At 69.5% G+C, this 23740-nt stretch carries 17 protein-coding genes and 2 pseudogenes; 9 read left to right on the forward strand and 10 right to left on the reverse strand.

Annotation, left to right across the window (positions count from 1 at the left end):
* Positions 1 to 453: 453 nt before the first annotated feature.
* Together AB0M67_RS30265 and AB0M67_RS30270 are read right to left on the reverse strand one after the other, a co-directional pair.
* On the reverse strand, positions 454 to 2808 hold the full coding sequence (locus AB0M67_RS30265) for a glycoside hydrolase family 95-like protein (protein ID WP_365750632.1): 2355 nt from the start codon (positions 2806 to 2808) through the stop codon (positions 454 to 456).
* An 87-nt stretch (positions 2809 to 2895) separates the two neighbouring features.
* Complete coding sequence (locus AB0M67_RS30270) at positions 2896 to 4815, reverse strand: glycoside hydrolase family 97 catalytic domain-containing protein (RefSeq protein ID WP_365750634.1); 1920 nt, start codon at positions 4813 to 4815, stop codon at positions 2896 to 2898.
* Positions 4816 to 5087: 272 nt separating this feature from the next.
* Between AB0M67_RS30270 and AB0M67_RS30275 the strand changes: the two genes are divergently transcribed.
* The 3 genes and pseudogenes from AB0M67_RS30275 to AB0M67_RS30285 all read left to right on the forward strand — a co-directional run.
* Positions 5088 to 5804, forward strand: coding sequence for an SDR family NAD(P)-dependent oxidoreductase (locus AB0M67_RS30275; protein WP_365750636.1), 717 nt, complete (start codon positions 5088 to 5090; stop codon positions 5802 to 5804).
* 274 nt (positions 5805 to 6078) lie between these two features.
* A complete protein-coding gene (locus AB0M67_RS30280; RefSeq protein ID WP_365750638.1) occupies positions 6079 to 6813 on the forward strand; it encodes a 2OG-Fe(II) oxygenase in 735 nt (244 codons plus the stop codon).
* An 87-nt stretch (positions 6814 to 6900) separates the two neighbouring features.
* Positions 6901 to 7035: pseudogene (locus AB0M67_RS30285) on the forward strand (DUF6461 domain-containing protein); the annotation flags it as partial.
* 43 nt (positions 7036 to 7078) lie between these two features.
* Here the strand turns inward: AB0M67_RS30285 and AB0M67_RS30290 are convergent.
* From AB0M67_RS30290 to AB0M67_RS30305, 4 genes are all read right to left on the reverse strand, one after another.
* Entirely contained in the window at positions 7079 to 8392 is a 1314-nt protein-coding gene (locus AB0M67_RS30290) for a lanthionine synthetase C family protein (RefSeq protein ID WP_365750640.1), read from the reverse strand.
* Positions 8389 to 11574: a lantibiotic dehydratase gene (locus AB0M67_RS30295; protein ID WP_365750642.1), complete on the reverse strand. Its 3186-nt coding sequence runs from the start codon at positions 11572 to 11574 to the stop codon at positions 8389 to 8391. The genes AB0M67_RS30290 and AB0M67_RS30295 overlap by 4 nt, the downstream gene beginning before the upstream one ends.
* 128 nt (positions 11575 to 11702) lie before the next feature.
* Positions 11703 to 11861, reverse strand: a complete 159-nt coding sequence (locus AB0M67_RS30300) for a hypothetical protein (RefSeq protein ID WP_365750644.1) — start codon at positions 11859 to 11861, stop codon at positions 11703 to 11705.
* A 378-nt stretch (positions 11862 to 12239) separates the two neighbouring features.
* Positions 12240 to 12935 carry a type 1 glutamine amidotransferase domain-containing protein gene (locus tag AB0M67_RS30305; RefSeq protein WP_365750646.1) on the reverse strand — a complete coding sequence of 232 codons (696 nt, stop codon included), beginning with the start codon at positions 12933 to 12935 and terminating at the stop codon, positions 12240 to 12242.
* Between the two features lie 279 nt (positions 12936 to 13214).
* On the opposite strand from AB0M67_RS30305, the gene AB0M67_RS30310 reads away from it, so the two are divergent.
* Positions 13215 to 13634, forward strand: a complete 420-nt coding sequence (locus AB0M67_RS30310) for a nuclear transport factor 2 family protein (protein WP_365750648.1) — start codon at positions 13215 to 13217, stop codon at positions 13632 to 13634.
* On the opposite strand, the pseudogene AB0M67_RS30315 reads toward AB0M67_RS30310, so the two are convergent.
* Positions 13625 to 13750: pseudogene (locus tag AB0M67_RS30315) on the reverse strand (RNA polymerase subunit sigma-24); the annotation flags it as partial. The gene AB0M67_RS30310 and the pseudogene AB0M67_RS30315 sit on opposite strands and share 10 nt — an antisense overlap.
* 43 nt (positions 13751 to 13793) lie before the next feature.
* Between AB0M67_RS30315 and AB0M67_RS30320 the strand changes: the two are divergent.
* Positions 13794 to 14663 (forward strand): alpha/beta hydrolase, encoded by an 870-nt coding sequence (locus tag AB0M67_RS30320; protein WP_365750649.1) that lies wholly within the window; start codon positions 13794 to 13796, stop codon positions 14661 to 14663.
* A 261-nt stretch (positions 14664 to 14924) separates the two neighbouring features.
* Here the strand turns inward: AB0M67_RS30320 and AB0M67_RS30325 are convergent, their stop codons facing one another.
* The gene (locus AB0M67_RS30325; protein ID WP_365750651.1) at positions 14925 to 15302 is read right to left on the reverse strand and encodes an HGxxPAAW family protein; all 378 of its coding nucleotides are present in this window, start codon (positions 15300 to 15302) and stop codon (positions 14925 to 14927) included.
* A gap of 101 nt (positions 15303 to 15403) precedes the next feature.
* On the opposite strand from AB0M67_RS30325, the gene AB0M67_RS30330 reads away from it, so the two are divergent.
* Together AB0M67_RS30330 and AB0M67_RS30335 are read left to right on the forward strand one after the other, a co-directional pair.
* Complete coding sequence (locus AB0M67_RS30330) at positions 15404 to 15871, forward strand: MarR family transcriptional regulator (protein ID WP_365750653.1); 468 nt, start codon at positions 15404 to 15406, stop codon at positions 15869 to 15871.
* A gap of 349 nt (positions 15872 to 16220) precedes the next feature.
* On the forward strand, positions 16221 to 16919 hold the full coding sequence (locus AB0M67_RS30335) for an SDR family oxidoreductase (RefSeq protein WP_365750654.1): 699 nt from the start codon (positions 16221 to 16223) through the stop codon (positions 16917 to 16919).
* A gap of 108 nt (positions 16920 to 17027) precedes the next feature.
* Here the strand turns inward: AB0M67_RS30335 and AB0M67_RS30340 are convergent, their stop codons facing one another.
* Both AB0M67_RS30340 and AB0M67_RS30345 read right to left on the reverse strand, forming a co-directional pair.
* Positions 17028 to 17741: a TetR/AcrR family transcriptional regulator C-terminal domain-containing protein gene (locus tag AB0M67_RS30340; protein ID WP_365750656.1), complete on the reverse strand. Its 714-nt coding sequence runs from the start codon at positions 17739 to 17741 to the stop codon at positions 17028 to 17030.
* A 640-nt stretch (positions 17742 to 18381) separates the two neighbouring features.
* Positions 18382 to 19008: a helix-turn-helix domain-containing protein gene (locus tag AB0M67_RS30345; RefSeq protein WP_365750658.1), complete on the reverse strand. Its 627-nt coding sequence runs from the start codon at positions 19006 to 19008 to the stop codon at positions 18382 to 18384.
* A gap of 133 nt (positions 19009 to 19141) precedes the next feature.
* Between AB0M67_RS30345 and AB0M67_RS30350 the strand changes: the two genes are divergently transcribed.
* Both AB0M67_RS30350 and AB0M67_RS30355 read left to right on the forward strand, forming a co-directional pair.
* Complete coding sequence (locus AB0M67_RS30350) at positions 19142 to 20593, forward strand: amidase (protein ID WP_365750660.1); 1452 nt, start codon at positions 19142 to 19144, stop codon at positions 20591 to 20593.
* Positions 20594 to 21019: 426 nt separating this feature from the next.
* On the forward strand, positions 21020 to 23725 hold the full coding sequence (locus tag AB0M67_RS30355) for an AAA family ATPase (RefSeq protein WP_365750662.1): 2706 nt from the start codon (positions 21020 to 21022) through the stop codon (positions 23723 to 23725).
* Positions 23726 to 23740 lie beyond the last annotated feature (15 nt).

Genomic DNA, 23740 nt, shown 5'->3' on the forward strand with positions numbered 1-23740 from the left:
TTGGTCTGGGAATTACTTGAGCGGGGCTATCTACCAAGAGAGTAGGGAGGTTGTCCGCGTGACACGCGCAACTACCCTCTGTGCCCACTGGAAGTAGGTATCGACGCACGGCCGTACGAAGGTCGCCGGCGGAAAGGTGCCTCGGCCTGGGAGAGGGATACGGCGGCGGTTGAGCGGCTTCTGCCCGGTGAGCGCGGTTGGTTACTCATGGTGTCCGACCGTGCGCCAATCACATCAAGGCATTTACGGATGGACGGAGTTGCCCGGACCGGGTCGGCGATGTCGGCTCTCCGCGGAGGAATGAGCGCGCCGGACGCGCTTCCGTATGTCGCGGTGGCAAAGGGGGCGCCGGATAGGAGAGAAACGATTCCTGAATCGAAGACGGGCGGCCGACCGCCAATGCCGGAGTGACAAAGGCGGTCGGCCGGGATCCTTCCGCTGAGACGAGACGGATCAGGCGGGCAGCCCCCACCGGGTGGCCGGTTCGTTGGGTGTGACGGGGCGGACGGTGAGGTCCGGGGCGTCGCCGGCCGCGGTGATGAGCGCCGATTCACCCGTGCGGAGGGGGATGCGGATCTCGCCTTCGCCGGTCCGCTCGTACCTCATGCGCCGACCCCGGCCGTCCCGGACGTCGACGGCTCCCACGAAGCCGTGGCGTACGACGCACGGGGCGCCCGCCTCGCTGGTGAGCCGTACCCAGCGGGTCGCGCCCTGCTCCCTCACCGCGCTGAGCAGGAAGGCGCCCTGCGTACGGAAGTCGTGTACGGCCAGATCGAGCCAGACGGCCGGGAGAGCCGGGAACACCCTGATCGTGCCGCCCCAGGACTGGCACACCATGTCGTGCAGCGACTGGGCGGCGGACAGCGGGGTCTCGATGACCGGGCCAGACTCCTTGTACATGGTGTTGGGCTGGATGAAGCGTGTCATCAGCCGGCCGAGATAGCCGAGCGCGTCGTCGCCCTTGCCGAGGAGCGCCGACATGGAGGCCGCACCGGTGAATGTGTAACCCTGGAGGGCTCCTTCGAAGCCGACCCAGTGGGCGAGCGAAGTCTCGATCAGCGCGCGCTCGTCGGCCGTCCGGCCCGTGACCTCGTACAGCGGATAGACGGCGAGCATATGCGAGTAGTGGCGGTGTGACTTGGCGAACGGGACCCCGGCCCCGATCATGTAACCGTCGCCGTCCACCGGATACGGCGTGAGCTTGGCCAGCACCTCGCGCCAGCGGTCCGCCAACGGGTCCCGCCTGCCCAGCAGTTCGGCCGAGTCGAGGAGGGTACGGCAGCCCCAGCGCAGCAGCATCAGATCGTAGTTGCAGTCGGGCGCGTTGACCCCGTACTCGGGGGAGAAGGTCGCCGGGAGATGCAGCTTGCCGTCGGCGCCGGGGGACAGGAAGTGCAGATAGTAGTTGACGGCCCCGCGCAGCAGCGGGAAGAGGACATCGCGCAGGATCGCCTCGTCCATGGTGTGCCGGTAGCTGAGCCAGACGTTGTGCAGTGCCCAGGTGAGATTGCCGACCTCGGGAGTGGGCGGGTCCTGGCCGGGGATGCCGACGCCGTAGCCCAGATCTCCCGACGTGGCGCCACCGTTGACGAGTTGGGGGTCGGTGGTGCGCGGAATGCCGTACGAGTCCCCGCGATAGGGCGGGGCGACCTCCTTGCTCAACTGATCCCGGAACTCACTCAACGCCCTTGTGACGGCGTCGAGTTCCAGATGGTTGGAGCCGTGGATCAGCCAGTACTCAAGCTGGACGTTGAGGTTCCACCAGGTGTTGGGCCAGGGCGTCGGCTCCAGCCAGGGCCCGGAGGTCGCCATCACCGGCGCGTCCTTGCGGGCCGCCGCCGCGACCTTGTAGAGCTGGAGCCAGTAGAAGCGCTGCAACCGGGCGTCGGGCAGCGACAGGAAGCCCTTCCGGTAGTAGCGCTGCCACCACGCGCGATGGGGGAGCGCGTGCACGCCGTACGGCACCGCCCGAGCCGTCCGCACGAAGCGCAGCGCACGGTCGCGGGCGGTGGTCGCCGGGTGGGAGTGCGCGACCGTCGCGTAGAGGGTGCGCCCGCCGCGACGGGCCACTTCCTGCCAGGCGGTGACATGCCGGCCGCCCGCGAGCAGCTGCTGTACGGCAGCGGTCACATCCCCGTGCCGTTCGATCGTGGCCGGTGGATTGGCCGTGTATCCCGGGGGGAGGGGTTTGAACGCGGCGCGCGGGCTGATCGCCACGGCCGGGTGGAAGACCCAGCGGAAGCCGCGCTCTCCCTCGCTCGGTGTGACCTCGACGGCGAGCAGGTCGGTCGAGGAGTGCACGAAAGCGTGCAGTGTCAGGGAGCCCGCGGTGGTGGTGAGGGTGCCGGTCAGCTCGGCGTCGCGCAGCCGCAGCCGCCAGTCGAGACCGGTGATGGTACCGACGGGCTCCAGGGTGAAGTAACCGATCGGCAGCCGGGCAAGGCCGAAGAGTGAACCGAACTCCGGCCGGTGATCCTGGACTTCGGAGTGCTGGACATTGAAGCGGATCGCGTTCGCGCCCGGTTCGGCGTAGATGCCGGAGCCGAGGAAGCCATTGCCGAGGAACGGGCCCTCGTACCAGGTCGTCGGCATCCGTTGCCATACCGGGTCGGCGTCGTCGAGGACGGTGCGCCAGGTGTCCGGGGATATGTGCGGTTCCGTCGGCGCGTTCCGTGGTGATCCGGATTCCCCGGCGGGGGAGGCGGCTTGGGCCGGTACGGCCGTGCCGCCTCCCACGACCAGCGCGCCGCCCAACGCGGTGCCTGTAGCGAGCAGAGTCCTTCTCGATGGATCTGGTGCGGTGGCCATGGTGCCTCCCGGTGGCTCACATGAATCGGGCGTGATTGATCCGAGCTGTCGCTTGAAGGAAGGTGTGAAGGCAGGAACAGGGGGGATCTACCGGTCGCAGCCGGTGCGGCCCTGATACCAGTGACACGCCAACGCCGCGAAGCCGCCGTCCGCGATCACCGGCACGGAGAGCTTCGCGTCGCCGCGCAGCACCCTGCCCTCGCGCACCAGGCCACCTGGCCCATCGGTGACCGTCTCCACCAGCCACTCGCCGTGGCCGAGGCGCAGCGGCACCTCGGCGGTGCGGGCCGCGCCGGCGAAGGTGCCGCCGATGAACCAGCGTTCGCCGTCACGCCGGGCCAGGACCGCGCTCCTGCCCGGGGCACCCGCCAGCAGTCGCGTCTCGTCCCAGGCCGCCGGGATCTGCTCCAGGAAGCGCCGGGCCTCGGGGCGTGCGTCGTACGACTCGGGCGTGCCCGCGAGGTTCTGGATGCCGGACTCGTAGAGCACGGAGAGTCCCAACTCCCCGGCATCCGAGGCGGCGTTGGGACGCTCCGCGCGATGGAAGGCGCCCGGCGTGAAGTCCATTCCACCGATGACATTACGGGTGAAGGGGAGCGTCGCCAGATGCTCCGGGGTATTGGTCTTCTTCTCCTCGCCGTTGACGCCCTCCATGGTCATGACCTGCGGCCATGTGCGATGGATGCCCTTGGGGACCGTCGAGCCGTGGAAGTTGACGAGGAGGTGGTGCTCCGCCGTCCCGGCCAGGATCGCTTCGTACCAGCGGAACGTCTCCTGCGCCTCGGAGTCCATGAAGTCGATCTTCACGCCCTTGACGCCCCACCCCTCCAGGGTCGGCAGCCACCGTTCCCGCTCCTCGGGGGTGTCGAGATCACGGTGGTGGATCCAGACCTGGATGCCGACGCCGCGCTCACGGCCGTACCGCACGAGCTCCGGCAGCCAGCTGTTCGTCTGCCAGTCGGGATCGGTGACGTCCCACTGGTCCGGATCGAAGTACCAGCCCGCGTCGACCACGGTGTACGGCCAGCCGCGCCGGTCCGCGTAGTCCACGTACGCCTTCTGCTTCTCCAGACTCTGCCCAGCCGGCCTGCCGCCCGCGAGCCAGGTCCAGAGCGCGGGCGCCGGCTTGATCCAGGAGGTGTCACGAACCTTCGAGGCGGGGGCGATGTCGTCGATGAACGTGGACTCGGTGACGGTCGCCAGATCGCCCGTGATCACAGCACGCCAGGGCGTGGTGAGCGGCCCGTCGACCCGCACCCGCTCGTCCCAGAGCCTGACCCGGTAGGTGGCCGACCCCGTGTCATGCACGAGGCGCGCGCCCGAGTAGGTCCCGGTGAGGTCGGACTCCGCGACCAGCGCGTAGTTGTCACCGGCCTTGAACAGCGCCTGCGTCATGTACTCGCCGGTGGGGGCGGCGGCGGCGTCGTACTGGACGAACAGGTTCTCGTTGTCCTTCCGGTACGTGCCGAGCCAGGCCGCCGAGCCCGTGGGCAGGGTGAACGCGGAGACCTCGCCGACCACATCGCCGGTGTCGGCAGGAAGGACATAGCGGTAGGCGACCCCGTCGCCGGAGACCCGCACGAGCACATCGAGCCTGGCGCCGTCCGCGGTGCCGAAGCGGAAGCGCGCCTCGGTCATCCGGGCATGACGGGTGCGGTCCTTGCCGACGGTGGTGCGGTACGACTCGAAGACCTTACGATCGCCGCGCCCGAGAAGGCGCAGCCCGGTGGAAAGGTCGGCTCTCTCCGTGACGATTCCGAGGGGAGAAGGCTCGATGACGGTCTGCCCGTCGTGGGTCACCTCCAGCGAGAGGCGGCCGCCGGAGGGATCGAGCCTGAGGACGGCACCAGGACCGTGCCCGGCATGTGCGGATGGGGCGGAGACCTTCCAGACGGCGGGCTCGGCGCCGGTGGGCTCGGCGCCGGCGGGCAGCGCGGCGACCAGTACTGCCGCGAGCGCGAGACACAACATCAACACAGTGGTGCGCATACGGACATGGATCGCCATGCGGATCCACCCTCCTCCAGTCATCGGATGAATCGGAGCGTGACGGAGATACGTGGGCCTGTCAATGAACATGACACGTAATTCATCGGGTGGCTGGGTGGCTCAGCTTGATCACATGTCCTGGAACACCAGGTTCTCGCCCCGACCGCGGCGGCTCCCACGAGCCACCCGGCGCCGGTCACCCAACGGGCCTACGTCGGGAGCCCGGTGCTGTGCCGCCTGGTATAGCTTTACCCTGGATGAGGACTGGGGGCCGTGGAACGGTGACCGGTATGGATATCTCGATCGCGCTGGTAACCGGCGCGAACAAGGGCATCGGCAAGGCGATCGCGCGGGAGTTCGTCCACCGGGGTCTGACGGTCTACGTCGGCTCGCGCAGCGTCGAGCGTGCCGCTGACGCCGCCGCCGAGATCGGTGGCGATGCGCGGCCCCTGCTGCTGGACGTCACCGACGCGGCGAGCATCGCGGCCGCCGCGGAGCGGATCGACGCCTTGGACGTGGTGGTCAACAACGCCGGGGTATCGGACGACGCCCTGCCGGCCCAGGACGAGGACGTGAACGCCTTCCGTCGCATCTACGAGACCAATGTGTTCGGCCCGGTCGCGGTCACGAACGCGCTGCTGCCTCTGCTGCGCCGCTCCGCTCACCCCCGGATCGTGAACATCTCCAGTGGCACGGCGTCCCTGGCCTGGGCGGCGGAGCGGATGGCCGGATATCGAGGTGTCTTCGCCTCCTACCGGTCGTCGAAGGCGGCGCTGAACGCGCTGACCGTGTTGTACGCCCAGAGCCTGGCCGAGGACGGCATCAAGGTCAACGCGTTCGCCCCGGGACTGCGCAGGACCGGTCTGAACGCCACCACCGCCACCACCGCCGCTGACGGCGGAGATCCCGCCGAGGCCGCCGCGGCGGTGGTCCGTCTGGCGCTCATCGGCGACGACGGCCCCACTGGAACGTTCGTCAACTGGGACGGAGCGCCGGTGCCCTGGTAGGGGGCATCGGCGAGGCCGGGCTGACCGACACCCGGACCGATGTGTTGTGGCGGCTGAGCCGCGGGGAGGAGGTGACGCCCGCCGCCCGGCCGCCCCCCCCGCAGTGTGATGTCCGAATGCCGCCAGCGCATGATGCCGGCCGCCCCCAGCATGGAGCGTGCAAGGAGAGCTCCATCCTGTCCATGACCTGTCCATGACCTGTCCATGACGGTCAGTGCGACGAGTTCCGGCGGCGGTCATGGCCCCCGACGTCCACCGCCCCAGGGAGGGCACCATGATCGGCACTACCACCCACCTTGAGCCCACGCTCGCCACACGGGTCGACGCGGCGGACTGGGCGGCGCTTACGGACGAGGTCAACACGTACGGCAGTGCGCTCACCGGCCGGTTGCTCACATCGGACGAGTGCGCCGCGATCGTCGCCCTGTACGACGAGACCGAGCGGTTCCGTACCACCGTCGACATGGCCCGCCATCGCTTCGGCTCCGGCCAGTACCGCTACTTCACCCATGAACTCCCCTCCATGGTAGGAGAGTTGAGGGAGGCCTTCTATCCGCGTCTGCTGCCCATCGCTCGCGACTGGGCGGACAGACTCGGCCGGCCGTCGCCCTGGCCGGACACCCTGGAGGAGTGGCTCGGGCGCTGTCATGCGGCCGGCCAGACCAAGTCCGCGCAGATCCTGCTCCGGTACGGCGCCGGGGACTGGAACGCCCTGCACCGCGATGTGTTCGGCGAGGCCGTCTTCCCCCTCCAGGTCGTCATCGGCCTGGACGTGCCCGGAGTCGACTACAGCGGCGGCGAGTTCATCATGACCGAGCAGCGCCCGCGCGCCCAGTCCCGTGGATCGTCCACGACCCTGCCCCAGGGCCACGGGCTGATCTTCACCACCCGCGACCGGCCCGTCGCGTCCAAGCGCGGCTGGTCCGCCGGCCCCATGCGGCACGGGGTGAGCACCGTCCGCTCCGGCCGGCGGCACACCCTCGGCCTCGTCTTCCACGATGCCTCATGACTCGCCACTCATCGAACCCGCCGATCTCGCCCGCCGGTTCCGGCGGCAGAGCCGAGGACCTGTGTCAGTGGCCGCTGGCACTATGCGGTGCAGGGAGGGGAGTGGACCCTTGCCCTGGAGTTCGGTGGCGATCTGGGGACGCGACCGCGCTTCATGGAGGCCCTCTCCGCCGGGACTCGCGCCGTCTCGCATTCGAGCAACGGAGGGAAGCCCATGGACTTCTTCCACTGGACGGCCCGCCCACCGTCCCGCTTCCCGGCTCGTCCTAGGCGAGCAGCAGGGCCATGTCCCAGTCCGTCGTGGTACGGCCTTCCGCGTAGGCGTCGAGGGCGAGGGCCGTGCCGGTGGCGCCCTCCAGGAACGCGGGGACGTCGGTGCCCTGCGGGGCGCCGGTGAGGGGGGCCCGGAACCCGAACCGGTACTCGGGGTGGAACTGGGCGAGAGTACGGGCCGCCATGTCGTCGACGAGGTCGGCCAGACGCTTGTCGCCGATGGACTCGTTGAGCACGGCGAGGAGATGCATCATCCCGCCCCACCCGTGACACACGTTGGGATTGTCGATGCTCCAACTGTCCGGATCGGTGGTCAGGAACGGCAGCAGGGAGCGGTGGGCCAGTCCGCGCCACTCGGCGTGGTCGAGTGCGAGCCCCGCGAGCTGGAGCGCACGGGAGATCCCCGGCGCGCCGTAGCACCAGGAGGGGCGCTGGCGCGGTGACGGGATGCCCGGCCCGGCCACCCAGTCTTCGAGGGTCAGATGCGGAGGCCAGAGCGGTCCGCCCTCGCTCTCGTACGTCCAGTGCTTGAGGAGACCGACCAGTCGTTCGATGGCCTCGCGCTGACCGTCGACGACCGCGCCCTGCTGCCAGGCCAGCGAGAGCAGGGCGAGCGGCCCCGCCACGCCGTGCGAGAGCCCGAGGTTCAGGTGCCCGTCGGGCATCTCGACCTCCTGCCCCAGCTTGGGCGCTGCCCATGTCCACCAGCGGGGGACTCGCCGGCCCCGGTGGCTGATCTCGCCGTGCGCCATACGTGTCAGATAGGCGAGAACGAGCCGTAGCTCCTCCTCGCACTGCTCCCGGCGCGCCAGCAGATAGCGGCCGACTCCGCTCATGCCGCGGACCACCTCGAACTCGCCGTTGGTCGGCGCCGGGACGTCACGGACTTCGGGAAGCGCACGGCGGACCAGGCGGCGCTGATGGTCGTCGAGCCGGCCGAGAGCGGAGCGGTAACCGCCGGTGGCGCGATGGGCGACGAGGACGGCGAAGGCGACGGCGCCCGGACCGGTGTAGATGCCGCCCGGGGCGTGGGCGGTGGCGGACGTGGCCCGCATCGCCCGGACGAGATACGCGTGCGCTCGCGCGGCGTCGGCGGGGCCCGGGGTGCCGCGGCCGGTGAACGCCAGGGACACCCCCGGATAGCCGCTGGAGAGGGCCAGATCCTGCCAGAGGGGCTCACCCAGGGTGATGTGCGAGGAGTCGCCCGGAATGCGGGTGTCGGCGGCGGTGGACTCCGGGTCGGCGAGCCGGTCGAAGACCTGCGCGGCGACCTCCCGGGCTTCGTCCGCGTAACGCGGGGCGGTCATCCGGTCACCTCCCTGTGCCTGTTCCGGTCCGTGCCTCTGTCCCTCTCCCTGCCTCTGTCCATCACGCTGCCCGTGTCCCTGTCCCTGTCCCTGCCCGCGTCCCTGGTCCGGGCGTGGGCCAGGCGGCCCTGATGGTCGCGGGCCACGCCGCGCAGTACGGCGTAGCCGATGTCCTCGCCGGTTCTGTCGATGCCGAAGAGACGGTTGTGCTGCATATGCAGCAGCGCCATAACGGCTTCGGCGTGCTGTTCGGTACCGGGCGCCCGTCCCCCGTCGGACAGCAGCAGCGCACCGTATTTCGCGGTCTCCGGCGTGGTGCTCCACAGGCCCGCGAGCGGGGCGCCCAGTGCGGGGGCCGCGCTCTGGGCGGTACGTCCGGGCACGATCAACGACATGGCCCGCTCCCGGTACTTCCGGTAGGTCGTGTGGGCGGGCCCCTTGGGCAGAGCGCGGCTGATCCAGGCGGACCAGTCCCAGTCGCCGAGTGACTCCAGCAGCAGCGCGTGGTTGACGGCCGCGAGCACGGGGGAGGGCAGCGCGAGAGCGCCGCGCGCCCGCATGCCGAGCTGGGCCAGTGCCGACTGGCTGTCGACGCAGAACATCCGCTCCGCGTGGGCGAGCGCGTCGGGCCCGCCGTAGCGGTCGGTTTCGGGCCGGTAGGTGTCGAGGACCATGCCCTTGATCAGCCCTGCCTCCTGCCAGGCCCGGCTCACCGTGGCGAGCCGGGGCAAGGCCCTGGTCCGCAGGGCTTCCGCCTCGCCGTGCAGGCGGAGGCGGATATGGGGTTCGGGATCGCGGTAGCGGAGGTAGTGCCAGCTGCGCAGGTCGTCCGCGACCTCGCGGACGAGCGTGGGGAGGGCGGCGTGCAGCAACTCGTCGTGGGTGTCCTGAGTCCCGTAGAACTTGGCGTAGAGCCACTCCTCACCCGGCAGGTGCCGCACGGTGTGGTCCGTGGGCCGGGGTGCGGGCACGGGGCGGCGCGGCCGGCGGGCGGTCTCGGTCTCCTGGCCCTGATCCGGCGCGGTGGACCGGGCGAGCGGAATGACCACTTCGGCGCCGTGTCCGCCGGACCAGCCCAGTGCGCGTCCGCCGTCCGTGAGATCCTCCATGATCGCCAGAGAGCCACCGCCGCGGACTTCCTGGCGGAACACCTCCCGACGCCAGGGGTCCGTGAGATCCACCCGGTACATACGGTCCCACCTGGCGAGGTTCACCTCGTCGGGTACGCGGTAGCGCTCCCGCCACGCCGCGACCGCCTGCTCCCAGCCGGAAGTGCCCTCCGCCGCGTCGCGCAGGTGCCGGTCGGGCACCCAGCGCCGGGGGAAGATCGTGACACGGCCGTATGTCACACGGGGGAGGTAGGGGAGTCCCTCCAGCCCGCACCAGTTCCAGCCCGTCCATGTCCTGGCTCTGCCGGAGGCGAGTTCCACCAGCAGCCGGGCGACCGGCGGCGCCTCCCGGTCCAGCGCGAGCATATGCGGCACGACGGGCAGGACCTCACGTCCGTCATCCGGCAGTGTCAGCCGTAGTCCGAAAGGCCCCGGTGTGACGAGGAGTTGGCGCCAGTCCAGGGTGCCGGGCGCGTTCCGGTCGGCGTACACGCCCACCGGTATCCGGTGCGGCAGCAGACGCGGGACCTGGGCCATGTTGAGCCCGCGCACCGTGTGCGGTCGGTACACCACCTGGGCCGGCACCGTACCGGTGTCGCCGAGACCGGCCAGGAGCGAGGCCAGTTCGTCTTCCATCCCGACGAGCTCGGCGAATCGTCCGACCGTCGCACCGGCGACCCAGGAACCCGGGTACGGCGGGGACAGGAGCGTGAAGTCGCCGCGGTCGATGGCCTGTTCGCTCTCGGCCAGCAGATGGAAACAGAGTTCGAGCGACCTGGGCGGGGGTGGGGTCGAGCCGGCCGTCCGGCCCGCGGCCAGCCGGTCGACGAGGCCGGGGGTGAGCCGTACCTCGTCGTCACCGCTCAGCAGCGCCTCCTGCACCAGGTCGTGTGTGAGCAGACGGCGTTCCTTGGGCAGCTGCTCCGGTTCCTGGTGCCCCGTGGACTCTCCGTCGGCGCGCTCGCCATAGCCGGGCGGGAAGCCGATGCCCCGGTGCCGGTCGACGAGTTGGCCCAGTGGCACCACCCCGGTGGTGCCGTACGCCTCCAGGAACCGGTCCCAGTAGGTGCGCATATGCGTGTGGGTCTGCCAGTCGCCGGAGATCTCCCACATGGCGGAGGCGTAGCGGGCGGCCTCCTCGGTCACCGCCCGCGAGATCCGCAGGTCGGCGTCCATCCGCAGGTCGACGTGGACGGGCGGCCTGGTAGCGGTGCCCTCGGGGTCGGTCAGCCGCATGAGCCCGCGCCAGGCCGTGCGGCCCTCGCCCGGCTTTGTCGCGGCGTAGGCGTTCAGCGCGGCGCGTATGGAAGCGAGTTCCGCCGCCGCTGCCGGGACGGGGGCGATCGCCGCCGCGATGCGGTCGTACAGCTCGTCGCCGAGGTCCTGTGGAGTGATGGAGGTCAACAGGAACCCATGCCGTACGAGTTGAGACAGCGTGGCATCCACCTGGCCAGGGGTGAGACGGGGGAACGAGACGGACGCCTGCTCCAGGAGCGCGGTGTAGCCGACAGGCCGCGTCGTCCGCTCGCACACCCAGGTCACCAGGGCCGTGTTGCGGACGGAGGCCTCGCTTCCGGTGCCCGGGACGACGAGCCGTTCGCCCCGTGTCCGGCACAGGTCGCTCAGCATCACGTCGACGCCCCGGCGTACTTCGGGCAGTTCGAGCCATTCGCTGACGCGCCGTGTCAGCCAGGCGGCGTCCGGCCGTACCGCCTTCTCGCCGGGGCCGGACAGTGTCACTCGCGTGGTGTCCGACGTCCGGGCGGGTGCGACACCGGCGAAGAGTCCGAAGGGCGTCGGCCTGGTCTCGGCCCGCAGTGTGTACCGGGAGAGGGAGAGCGCCGTACGGCGCAGCCGCTTGGCCCCGAGGTCGGCGCCCGCGTCGAGCCGGTCGAGCGAGTCGGCGAGGCTGCCGCTGGCTACGTGGAGAGCCTCGCGCAACAGCGGGTCGGCGGCGGCTTCGCGCACGTGCGCGGCCGAGTCGCCGAGGGGAGGGCCACCCGGTCCGGTGCGGGGCATCGCCGTGATGCGTACGAACAGGCACTCCTGCGGCGTGTAGTGGTCATCCCGCACGTGTTCCGGCCCCCTCCACGATCCCGATCCCCTCGCTCCCCTCGATCCCGAGAACTGGCAGCACCCACGTGGGGCGGGGCAGGGACCCCGCCCCACGCGGGCTTTGTCAGACCGGGCCCAGGGAGCGCCTAGAAACAACAGATGTTGCAGGGCGACCCGAACGTGCTGGGCGAGGTGGCGCCACCGGACGCGAACGCGGGGCCCTCGCCTTCGGTCTCCGAAATCTGGATGTCGAGGTCCAGCTCGGCGAGGTCGGTGGTGTCTTCCAGCAGAAGGTTGGTGCTCATGAGACTCCTCCCGTTCAGTGGATCGCCGACGTCGGCTGGACGCCGGCGAAGGTGAGGTCCTGTTCGAACCAGACAGGAGCATATGCATCTGCGAAAGCCAAACACCATGCGCAGACAGACAAGTTGACCGAAACGGGCGCTCCCTCACGTCGCAACGGAGACGCTTCCCGCGGTTCCGCTGCCCGCGCGGGGAACGGGCACTCTGATGTGAAGCATGTGCTTCGCGAGCTGCCGGCCGAGCGAAGACTTCACGCCATGATCTACTTCGTACCCGCTGGTGCGACGACACACCTGTTAGGCCGTTACCGCGACCGTCGGCTCCGTCCAGCCGCCGAAGAGCCCGGGGGCGGACGCCTCCGGGGAATCAAGTCCGGGGAATCAAGCGAGGATCTGCAGCAACCGCTCGCCCAGAACCGCGGCGGATGCGGGGTTCTGCCCGGTGACGAGGTTACGGTCCTCCACCATGTACGGTTTCCAGGTCTCGCCGCGGCTGTAGTCGACGCCGACCTTGTCCTTCAGATCGTCCTCCAGCAGCCACGTCGCCCTGGAGGCCAATCCCACACCTTCCTCCTCCTCGTTGGTGAACCCCGTGACCTGCCGGCCCTTGAAGGGCGATTCGCCGTGAATCCTGGTGGCCAGCATCGCGGCGGGGGCGTGACATACGATCGCGAGCGGCCTGCCCGAGGCGAGTTGCGCGGTCAGCAGCCGGCCCGCGTCGGCATCGAGCGCCAGGTCCGCCATCGGGCCGTGCCCGCCCGGCAGATAGACCGCGTCGTAGTCTTCGAGGCGGACGTCCGACAGCTTGAGCGGACGCCGCATCACCTCCGCGTCACGGATGATGGCTTCCAGTTCGAGGGCTCCCTGTTCGCCGCCTGCCATTGACGGGCGCAGACTCATCATGTCGACACTCGGGGTCACGCCGCCGGGTGTCGCGACCACGACCTCATGGCCGGCGTCCGTGATCGCCTTGTACGGGTTCGCGAACTCCTCGGCCCAGTAGCCGGTCGCGTATCTGGTGCCGTCCTTGAGTACCCAGTACGTCGCTCCGCTCACAATGAAAAGCACCTTCGCCATCACACATCTCCTCATAACGAATGTGAGGAAATCACCCGATTCCAGCCTAGACACACGTTCGACCAGGCGCATGCGGACGACCCGGTCGACGACCGGCCTGCCATTCACGGGCGGTCACGGGACCCTGATCCGCAGCTGTCGTGAAGCCGAATCGCCGCGTCGGGCGTCTACGCTGTCACCGTCGCTCGCTACGTTCAACGGCCCGGCGTCCTGGTATGAAGCCGCGAAGCGTTCCCAGGTCCTCAGATCGCTCCGGCCGCTTGCTGAAGGGACAACGCGATGGATCCTGACAACCGGACCCCTGATAACCGGACCAGGGCCGCGATCGAGGAACACTGGCAGGCATCGGAACGTGGGGATACCGAAGCCGAACACGCCATCTACGCCGTGGACGCGATTCTCGACTATCCCCAGTCAGGTGAACGATTCCGGGGCCGGGACACGATTTCGGCGCAACGCGGGGGGCACCCGGCCAGCCGGCACTTCACCGTCCACCGAATTGTCGGCGGCGGGGATCTGTGGGTGAGCGAGTGTGTCATCACGTACGACGGGGTGCCCACCTACTCGGTGAGCATCATGGAATTCGCCGACGGGCATGTGGCGCACGAAACGCAGTACTTCGCGGACACCTTCGGCGCGCCGGAATGGCGGACGGCACTCGCGGAACCGATGCCGGGCAGGAACATCACCAGGGCCTGATGGGTAACGGTGCTGGTGGCCGCGGACCAGGTGGCCACCGTGGCCGCGCCCACCACTGGACGCGGGGCCCGGTGGACCTTGCCTCCACCGTCGGTCCACAGCGTGACGTCCGGGGACGGGGACCGATGAGTTCTCGATGCGGAAAGCGTCTACACGGTTATGACTACTCAGATACTCAGGACCCCCGAGGTCGATCTCGCCTACGACGTCCATGGCCCGCTGCCGACCACCGACGGACGTCCGCCGCTGCTCATGATCGGCCAGCCCATGGACGCCAGCGGCTTCGGTGCGCTGACGTCGTACTTCCCCGAGCGCACCGTCGTCACCTACGACCCGCGCGGCCTCGGCCGCAGCACCCGCAAGGACGGCCGGGTCGACCACGCGCCCGGGATCCAGGCCGCCGATGTGCGCGCCATCATCGAGGCGCTCGGTGTGGGACCGGTCGAGATGTTCGCGAGCAGCGGCGGTGCGGTGACCGCGCTCGCCCTCGTGGCGGCGTTCCCCGAGAGTGTGACCACCCTGGTGGCGCACGAGCCGCCGCTCATTCCGCTGCTCCCCGACGCCGGGGCGGCCGAGCGCGCCCGGGCCGGTGTCCGGGACGCGTACGAGGCGAAAGGGTGGGGCGCCGGGATGGCGGCCTTCATCGTGATGACCTCGTGGCAGGGCGAGTTCACCGACGAGTACCTCGCCCAGCCCGCGCCGGATCCCGCCGCGTTCGGCATGCCGACCGAGGATGACGGCTCCCGTGAGGATCCGCTGCTGTCCGACCGGTCCTGGGCGGTCAGCGGCTACCGGCCCGATGCCGACGCGCTGAACGCGGCGCCGACTCGGGTCGTGATCGCGGTGGGCGAGGAGACCGGAGACACGTTCACCGGACGCACCTCGGTGGCGACAGCCCAATTGCTCGGTCAGCGGGCGACGGTGTTCCCGAGCCACCACGGCGGCTTCCTCGATGGCGAGTTCGGCTATGCCGGACAGCCCGAGGCCTTCGCGCACAGGCTGCGCGAGGTCCTCGACGGCGGCAACTGAGCCGCGGTGGCACGGCCGCTCCGGACGGGCAGCGGAACTGCTGTCCGTCCGGGGGCGGCTGCTCCAGAGGCGGCTACACCGGGGGCGGCTACTCCGGGGCGACTGCTCCGGGAGCGGGGAGAGCCTCGCGAACGAGTACGCGCAGCCGGTTTCGTGAAGGCCAACAGGGTTGAGCTCTCCGGTACATACAGTCCTGCCCCCCGACAGTCCTGCCCCCCGACAGTCCTGCCCCCCCGACAGTCCTGCCCTTCGACACCGGAATCAGGACAACAGGTCAGCCTGAGAATCCGCACGAGGGGTGGGAACGGCGGGCTTGGGTACGGCGACCGCGTGTACCGGAACGCCGCGCCGACCGGCCAGCCGGCACCAGAGGCAGCCGACGTGCCCCTCGCGTGCGGAGCGGTCCCGCACCCTCAAACCCCACTGGTCGGCGGCCCGTACGCCGGGCGGCTTGCCCCAACCCGCGAGGTGCAGGCCCCATGCAACCAGAGCCGCCAACGCCATGATGACCGCCCCCAGCCAGATCCCCGGGCGCCAACCGACGATGCCCACGCCGGCGACCGCGGCCCCGGCTGTGGCTATGGCGCAACCAGTCCATCCCGCGATGGTGTGGCCCTCGTCGTACTGATGTCCGCTCATGTGCCTGCCTCCTCGCGCCCGCCAAGCCGCGGCACGGCCCGGAGCAGGGTCTATGATGTCTTAGCAAGTGAGGAATTTATCTTATGTTCTAAGGGAATTCAATGGAGGGCAAGCCCCGTCCCGCCGCCTCCGTGTCAGACGTGAGCAGTGCGATGGACGACCTCGTCGCGTCGAGAATCGTCGGCCAGCAGGAGTTCGCCCGGAACCTGGGGCTGAGCGTTACGGACCTCATCTGCTTCGCGTACGTTCTGGAGGCCGGGGACTCCCCGGTCACGGCCGGCGATCTGGCCGGGCGTGCGCACGTCACGACGGGGGCGGTGACCGGCATCGTCAACCGCTTGGAGCGCGGCGGATTGGTGACCCGCCAACCGGACCCGACCGACCGGCGCCGGGTTCGCATCACCGCGGTCCCGGCCGCCGCCGAGCGTGTACGGGCCGTCTACGGCCCGTACTACGCGCTCCTCGCAGAGCTCCTCGCGGACTACACGGCCGACGAGATCGCCGTACTGGCCGACTGGTTCACGCGCGCCGGTGCGCTGACGCGGGCTTACCTGGAAGAGTCCTGCTAAGGCCTGTCCGGCCGTGCTCGGCCTCGACAGCATCGTCGTCCACGGACACAACGCGCCGGTTGATGAGGCTGTCGCCTTGTTCGCCCGGGGCGCGTGGCGCTCGCCGCACGAGACTCGGCGGGCTGACGGCGAGTCACTGATGCGGGAACGCGGCGCTCTCGGCGGCCCGTTGGGCCGCGAGTGGTCCGCATGTCGGCGGTAGGTCCACCACTCGATCCTCCATCTGAGGGTGGTACGTTGATCTGGCCATGGAACAACGTTCGAGTACCCGATCGGCGTTCGCCGTGGAGCCGTCTCTCGCGGTCATACGCCCGCGGCCGCACCACGTCACCCCGCACAGGAGGAACACGTGAAACTGGTCATCTTCGGCGCGAACGGCCCGACGGGCCGGCTCACCACCGAACAGGCACTCGCCGAGGGGCACGAGGTCACCGCCGTGACCCGCAGGCCGGACGCCTTCCCGCTGACCGGCGCTCGATTAAGCGTGGTCAGGGCCGACATCCTGAACCCCGACGAGGTGCGGCGCGCGGTCGCCGGTCATGACGCGGTCATCTCGACCGTCGGCATCCCGTACACAAAGGAGCCGGTGACCGTCTATTCGGAGGGCACCGCGAACGTCATCAAGGCGATGCACGACCAGGGCATCAGGCGCCTGGTCTGCGTCAGCTCGATCGGGGCCAACTACAAGGACGCACCCGGCGAGAAGTTCGTCTTCCGCAAGGTGATCGTGCCGATCCTGCTCGCCATGGGCCGTCCCCTCTATGAGGACACGAGCCGCATGGAGGACATCGTGAGCGCCAGCGGGCTGGAGTGGACGGTCATCCGCCCCGCCGGTCTCTTCGACGCCACGACCACCACCGACTACATCGTCAGCGAGGCCCGTCACCCCGGTTGGTTCACCTCGCGCAAGGACCTCGCGGACGTACTGGTGCGTGAGGCGGTCGACGGCCTCCACGTCGGCTCCCGTGTCGAGGTCATCACCACCCAGGGCGTTCCCGGCTACTTCGAGGTCTTCAAGAAGGAAGCGCTGCACATCGGCAAGAAGTGAGCCGCCCGGACCACGACGCCCGACCGGCCCGACCGGCCCGGGTGGTCAAGGGTGACGGGGACGGAGGCGCCGCCGGTCTCCGGTCATCTGCCGGGCAGGGAAGGGCTGTCAGCCGGTGGTGGCGAGCTGGGACTCCAGGCCGTCGAGAACGAAGCGCACGCCCGCGCGGAAGTTGTCCTCCCAGTCCTCGTCGAGCATGTACTCGTACTCCACGAGCGTCGGGTACTTGTCCCGCTGCCCCCGCAACTGCTCCTGCGCCGCGGTGCGTTCGGCCCTGGACCAGTCGAGGCTGGACTGGCTCGCGGCCGACCCCAGGACGTGGTTGTACAGAAGCCAGCAGGCGGCCTGCGTTTGCCGTGCCGTGAAACCCGCCCGTGACAGCGTTGCCTGGAGGGACTCAAGCCACGCGAGGAAGTTCGGCCCGATCGACGGCCGCTGAGGCATGGGGAGCGCCGCGCACCACGGGTGCCGCAGGAGCATGGCCCGGTATCTGGAGAGGAGATCCACGACGCTCTCCTGCCAGTCGCCGTCATGCCCGCCGGGGAGCTGGGCCTCGGCGAAGATCGCGTCGGTCGCGAGGTCGATGACATCGTCTTTGGTGTCGATGTGCCAGTACAGCGTTGTGGCGCCGACGCCGATACGCTCCGCGAGATGACGCATGGTCAGCCGCTCCATGCCCTCATCATCCAGCAGGGCGATCGCCGCCTCGGTGATGCGCTCCCTGGTCAGCGGCGGCTCCTGGCGGGGTGCGGGCGGCCGGCGCAGCCAGACGCTCTGCCCGGAATCCGAGCCCGTGCGACCGTTCCCCCGTGGCTTGCTCACGCTGACTCCCACCAACCTTCCGGTTCCTCGGATGCGGGGTGACTCATCGTAGTGCATTGATCGACACGCTCGATCGATGTGCGAGGGACCCGACCGATGGTCGGTGGGCGGCCAGTGGGCTCCGGCACGGCCGGACGACTACTCCCGTACTCCACAACACAACACAACACGGTGTCCGCTGGTCAGCGACCGCGCCTCAGCCGGTCGAACCAGCGACCAGGACCCCTTCGCCACCGCCGAGGACGCGACGGGAGCGGGCGGCGATCCTCCGTACCCGTACGACCGGCTTCGCCGGGACCTCGCCGCCAGTGATCGTCGGGCGACAGGACCGGGGCCTTGCGTTCCGCCTGAGCGCGGATCTCCACGTACGACTCATGAGCCGTGATACGGAAAGCTTCCTCGTAGGAGGCCAAGGCCGCGCTCATGGCCGCGCCCGCGAGGCCCCGGCGACGGATACGTGAGGCCAGCCACGCGAAGAAGCCCATGACTGCCGCCAGGGCCCCGACCAAGATCAGCAACGGTAGGAACACACCCATAGGCACGAGGCTACTTCGCTCACCCTCGATACCTGCCCGGCGGCCTCCCGCCGCCGGTCACCACGGCCGAGCCGAAGGTGCGGCCCCCGGCGGCCACTTGGCGGTCAGTCGGTGCTCGCCCGGGACGCGCCGAGGTCGGAGCGGTGCTGATCCACGATCCCCGCCACGATCCTCATCAGTCGGTCCCCCGCCCGATCGATGCTTCCGTTCTGCGTGCTGACCTGTGCGCCTTCGAGTACGAAGGTGATCTCGGCCGCGGCCTGCGCGGGGTCGGGCAGCCCGGCCTCGGCGCACATGCCGACCAGTCTGCGGGTCTGGAGCGCCTTGTGCTTCTCGATCACCTGCCGTGCGGGATGGGAGCGGTCGGGCAGCTCGGCGATGGAGTTGATGAACGGGCAGCCCCGGTGCGAGATCGCGGGCAACCCCTCGGCGATGAAGCGGGCCATGGCCAGGATCTGCTCCCTGGGCCGGCCGGGATATTCGGCCTCGACCCGGTCGAAGGCCGCCTGGTAGTCCGCGGCGACGATCCGCAGCCACTCCGCGACCAGCGCGTCCTTGGTCTCGAAGTGCCGGTAGATCGCCATTTTGGTGGTCTCCGCCCGCTCGGCGATCGCCTGGACACCCACCCGTTGGATCCCCTCGCTCTGGAAGAGCTCTTCCGCCGCGTCGAGGATGCGCTCACGAGGCGGCAGTTTCGCCACCCTGCTCGGCCTTCTGACGGTCGATGCCATGACTACTCCGTGACGTCCGGTCGGTTGTGGGGCCCACGACTCCTGCTACGGTACCAGTCCGTTCCATGCGATACCGATGGGTATCATCAGGTACTCAACGGTATCGATACCGTGATTTCTCCTGGGAGTGACTGTGAGAGTTTCCGAGTACGTGAGCTTCGACGCGGTCGGGCTCGCGGAGCTGGTGGCCAAAGGCGAGGTGGCACCCGCCGAACTGGAAGCAGCCGCACGCGAGGCCGCGCGGGCGGTCAATCCGCGGATCAACGCCATCGTGGAGACATGGCCGGCCGACGACGAGCCCAGCCCAGGCAGCACACCGCTGGCCGGGGTCCCTTTCCTGATCAAGGACATCGGAGTCGCCATGGCGGGGAGGCGAGCGGAGCTGGGGAGCCGTCTCGCGGCCGGCAATGTGGCCGGGGCCGACTCCTCCCTGATGCTGCGCTTCCGTCGCGCCGGCCTTGTGACGTTCGGGCGTACCGCGAGTCCGGAGATGGCGTACAGCATCACAACGGAACCAGTGCTGTACGGCGCGACCCGCAACCCGTGGAACGTGGAGCGGAGCGCGGGCGGATCCAGCGGGGGCGCCGGTGCGGCCGTCGCCGCCGGGGTGGTCCCGATCGCACACGGCACCGACGCCGCAGGATCGCTCCGTATCCCCGCCTCCTACAACGGCCTCTTCGGGTTGAAACCCACCCGTGGCCGGGTCTCCATGGGCCCCGGCGTCGACGAAGTCTTCAACGGCCTGGCGGTGCAGGGCAGCGTCAGCCGCACCGTGCGCGACAGCGCGGTACTGCTCGACCAGATCCGTGGCCCGGAACCGGGTGATCCCTACTTCGCCCAGCAGCCGTCCCGGCCGTACGCGGAGGAAGTCACCCGCCACCCCGGCTCGTTGCGGATCGGTGTCCTCACTCGGGCATGGGGCGGACGCCGCACCGCCACACCAGTGGCCGACGCTCTTGCTCGTACCGTGCGTCTGCTCGAATCCCTCGGTCACCGGGTGGCGGAGGTCACGGTGGACCTCGGGGTCGACTGGGACGAGTTCGTCCTGGCCAACGCCCGTCTGTGGACGGCGAATCTCACGGCCTCGATCGACGGGCTGGCCGCCGCCTTCGACAGGCCCATCGACTCCTCGACCCTTGAGCCGGTGAGCCTTGCCGCCTACCACTACGGGCAGCGGGTCAGCGGCGCCCAGTTCGTCACCGCTCTCGCGATCCGGAACCGGGTCGCTCGAAGCCTGGCGCGGTACTTCGACACTCACGACATGCTGCTCACCCCGACCGTGCCGGAGCTTCCCGTGCCCCTGGGCACCTATGCCGAGGGCGCGGAGGCACTCGACGGCCTCGGCTGGATCGGCCGCCTCTTCGACCGCTCGCCGTTCACCGCGGCGTTCAATGTGGCGGGCACACCCGCCATGTCCGTGCCCCTGACAGCCGACGCCGGTACGGGACTCCCGATCGGTATGCAGTTCGCTGCTGGATACGGGCTCGAAGGCCGGCTCTTCCGCCTCGCCGGACAGCTCGAACAGGCAAGCCCGTGGTCGGGCCGAACCCCCACGGTGTGGGCGGGGAACCACACGGGCCACTGAGGAGTGTGTGCCGGACGAGTCGGGGGGAAGGGCTCGGATCTGCCCCAGCGCGTGGCGTCCGCGCCGCTCGTGACGTTCTCCGCCGACGATCCAGAGACCTTCCCCCGGCCCCCGCCGGGCCGGACGCCGAGGCACCCGGTGCCGAGAGGACGCTGCCACCGAGTCCGAGTGCGGATGAATGAACGCAGTCGGGCATCCTCGATCGTCGGGGCCGTGTGTCCGGCGAAGCGCGGCGGACCGACATGCTGTCGGTGCGTGCTGTGCCTGGAATTCGAGCCGGATTCGAACCTCGGGTGCCGCGCGAGGACTTGTGAAACCTGCCGTTGAGACAGAGTCATGTCGTGAGTAGCCGGGTACTCAGACCTTCTGCCCCTCCGTATGATGCGGACCTGGTGTGCGGGGCCGATCCGTGCGGAGGGGCTGTCGATGAATGGCCGAAATGACCGTCCGGCATCATCGGAGTATGTGGGACATCAGGCCGGTTCATCTCCTCGCTCCTGGCCGCTGACAGGTCGAGACGCGGTATTGAGCGAGTTGCTTTCGCAGCTGGAGCACTCCGACCGGCCCTGCCTGCTGATCACGGGTGCGGCAGGTGTGGGCAAGACGCGGCTGGCGCGCGAACTGCTGTCCAGGACCGACGCCTCTCAGGGGCAGGCACTGGCGGCATCGGCTTCCGAGAGCACCGCACAGATCCCGTTCGGGGCCCTGGCACATCTGCTTCCCGCGACATGGCCCAGCGCCAACGGGCGCCCCAACCTGCTGCGGGTCCTCGCCGACGCGCTGCTTGCAGACACGGCTGGTGGACAGCGAATCCTGCTGGTCGACGACGCGCATCTGCTCGACGAGGGCTCGGCCGCGCTGCTGCTGCATCTGGCCGTACGCGGCGGTACGCGGATCGTGCTCACCGCACGCTCCGGTGTGGCGATGCCCGACGCGATCGAGGCTTTGGTGCGGGGTGACTACGCCGTCAGAATCGACCTGCGGCCATTGGAGCCCGATTCCGTCCGACACCTGCTGGAGAGGACGCTGCGTGGTCAGGTGCAGACCACGACCGTGCGTCGGCTCTGGGAGTGCAGCAGCGGCAATGTGCTCTGGTTGCAGCAACTCGTCGACGCCGGACTCGCCTTCGGGGCACTGGCGTTGGTCGAGGAGGTCTGGTGCTGGCAAGGACCGTTCCAACTCAGTACACAACTGGTCGATCTGGTGAGTCAGCGCATCGGACAGCTCTCCGCGGAGGTGCAACGGGCCGCCGGATTACTCGCCTTCGGGGAACCGCTGGGCGTGCCGGTCCTCGAAGATCTCACCAGTGCGGCCGTGATGGAGGAACTCGACCGCCGTAAGCTCATCGTCAGTGAGGGGGACGGTCGGCGCATACACCTCCGGCTGGCTCATCCCCTCTACGGTGAGGTCCTGCGCGGGCAAACGCCCGCACACCGGCGCCGGCAGTACTGCAAGGAGCTGGCCGCGGCGGTCCGGCGGACGGGCCTGCGGCGGCGCGAGGACATCGCCCGCGTCGGCGGCTGGCTTCTGGAAGCCGGTGATCTCAGCGATCCGCGGTTGCTCGTCTCCGCGGCCGATCATGCCATCCTGACGATGGACTTCACCCTGGCGGCGAGATTGGCGCAGGCAGCCTGCGACGCCGGTGGTGGAGCCCCGGCCCGGCGAACACTGGCCGTCACGCTCGGCTACGCCGGGCACGGTGTGCGAGCGGAGCAGGTCCACAGCGACCTGCCGGAGACCGTCAGGTCCAGCCGCGGCCATCTGCAGTCGGTGCAACTGCGCGCCGCCAACATGTACCTCTCGCTCGACCGGCCCGCTGACGCACTGGAACTGCTGCGCCGTACCGAACAGGCGATGACCGATGACGCCGCACGAGCGGAGCTGGCCGCGCTGCAGGCCATCCTGCTCGCGGTGCACGCCGACTGGCCGGCGTACGCGCGGGCAGTCACCCGCGCCCGGGGGTACACACCGTCGAGCCCCCGGGCAGCGCTCCGATTACGGTACGCCGAGTGCGTCTACTACTTCTGTCACGGACAGACCGTCGCAGCACGGCAGTTGGCCGAATCCGCGTTATCGGGAACCTCCGGCGATGACGACATACCGATGGTGCGCGTCGGCCTGACGGGCTGGCTGTGCATCATCCAGGCATTCTCGGGGCGGTTGGGCGAAGCCGAGGCGACCGCCGTCGACCAGTGCCGGCAGGCACAGGACTCCGGTTGGATCGGTCACCTGGGTTCCTGGCAGTTCTTTCTGGGCAGGGTCGCCGCCCGCCAGGGGCGTCTGAGATCCGCTCAACGATGTATGAGGGAAGCCGTTTCCACACTGCGCGACGACAGCACCTGGGGTCAGCAGGCGTTGATCCTCGGCGAATGGGCCACCGTCGAGGCGCTGATGGGCAACGCCGACAAGGCGAAGGCGTTACTCGACCAGGCGCATCTGGCCCGCGTGGAGTCCTACCGCGTACTCCACATCCCGGCCTTCCAGATGGCCCAGCCGTGGATCCTGGCGGCCCAGGGCCGGGGCCGTGACGCCGCGCGTCAGGCGATACGCGCGGCGGGCGACGCCAGGAAGCAGCAAGCCCCGCTCTGGGAGGCGGAGTTGTTGCACCTGCCGATACGCCTGGGCCGGCCGGCGGCCGTATCCGGCCGACTGGCCGAGCTGGCCGCGGCCTCGGACGCCCCGCATATAGGGATCTACGCCGAACACGCCGCCGCGTTCGCCGCCCGGGACGCCTCCGGTGTGGAGCGGGTCTGTACCGCGTTCGAGTCCGCCGGTATGTACCTGCACGCCGCGGAGGCGGCAGCCCACGCGGCGCTCCTGTGGTCGCGCGATTCCGATGGGACACACGCCCAACAGGTCGCCGACCGCTGCCATCAACTCGCACAGCGCTGCGAGGGGGTCACCACACCGGCCGTCCTCGCCTGCTGGACCCCCGAGCTGACCGATCGCGAACGCGACATCGCACGCCTCGCCGCCATGGGCCAGAGCAGCCAACATATCGCCGGGCAACTCGGCATCACCGTACGCACCGTTGACAACCATCTGCACCGGGTCTACCGCAAGACCGGTGTGAGTGGCAGGAGCGAACTGCGGAAGGTTCTCTCCATCGGCCTGCCGGACGCTTCCCAGTAGAGCTGACCCGCCGCC

The organism is Streptomyces sp. NPDC051662, assembly GCF_040681655.1.
Lineage (GTDB): Bacteria > Actinomycetota > Actinomycetes > Streptomycetales > Streptomycetaceae > Streptomyces.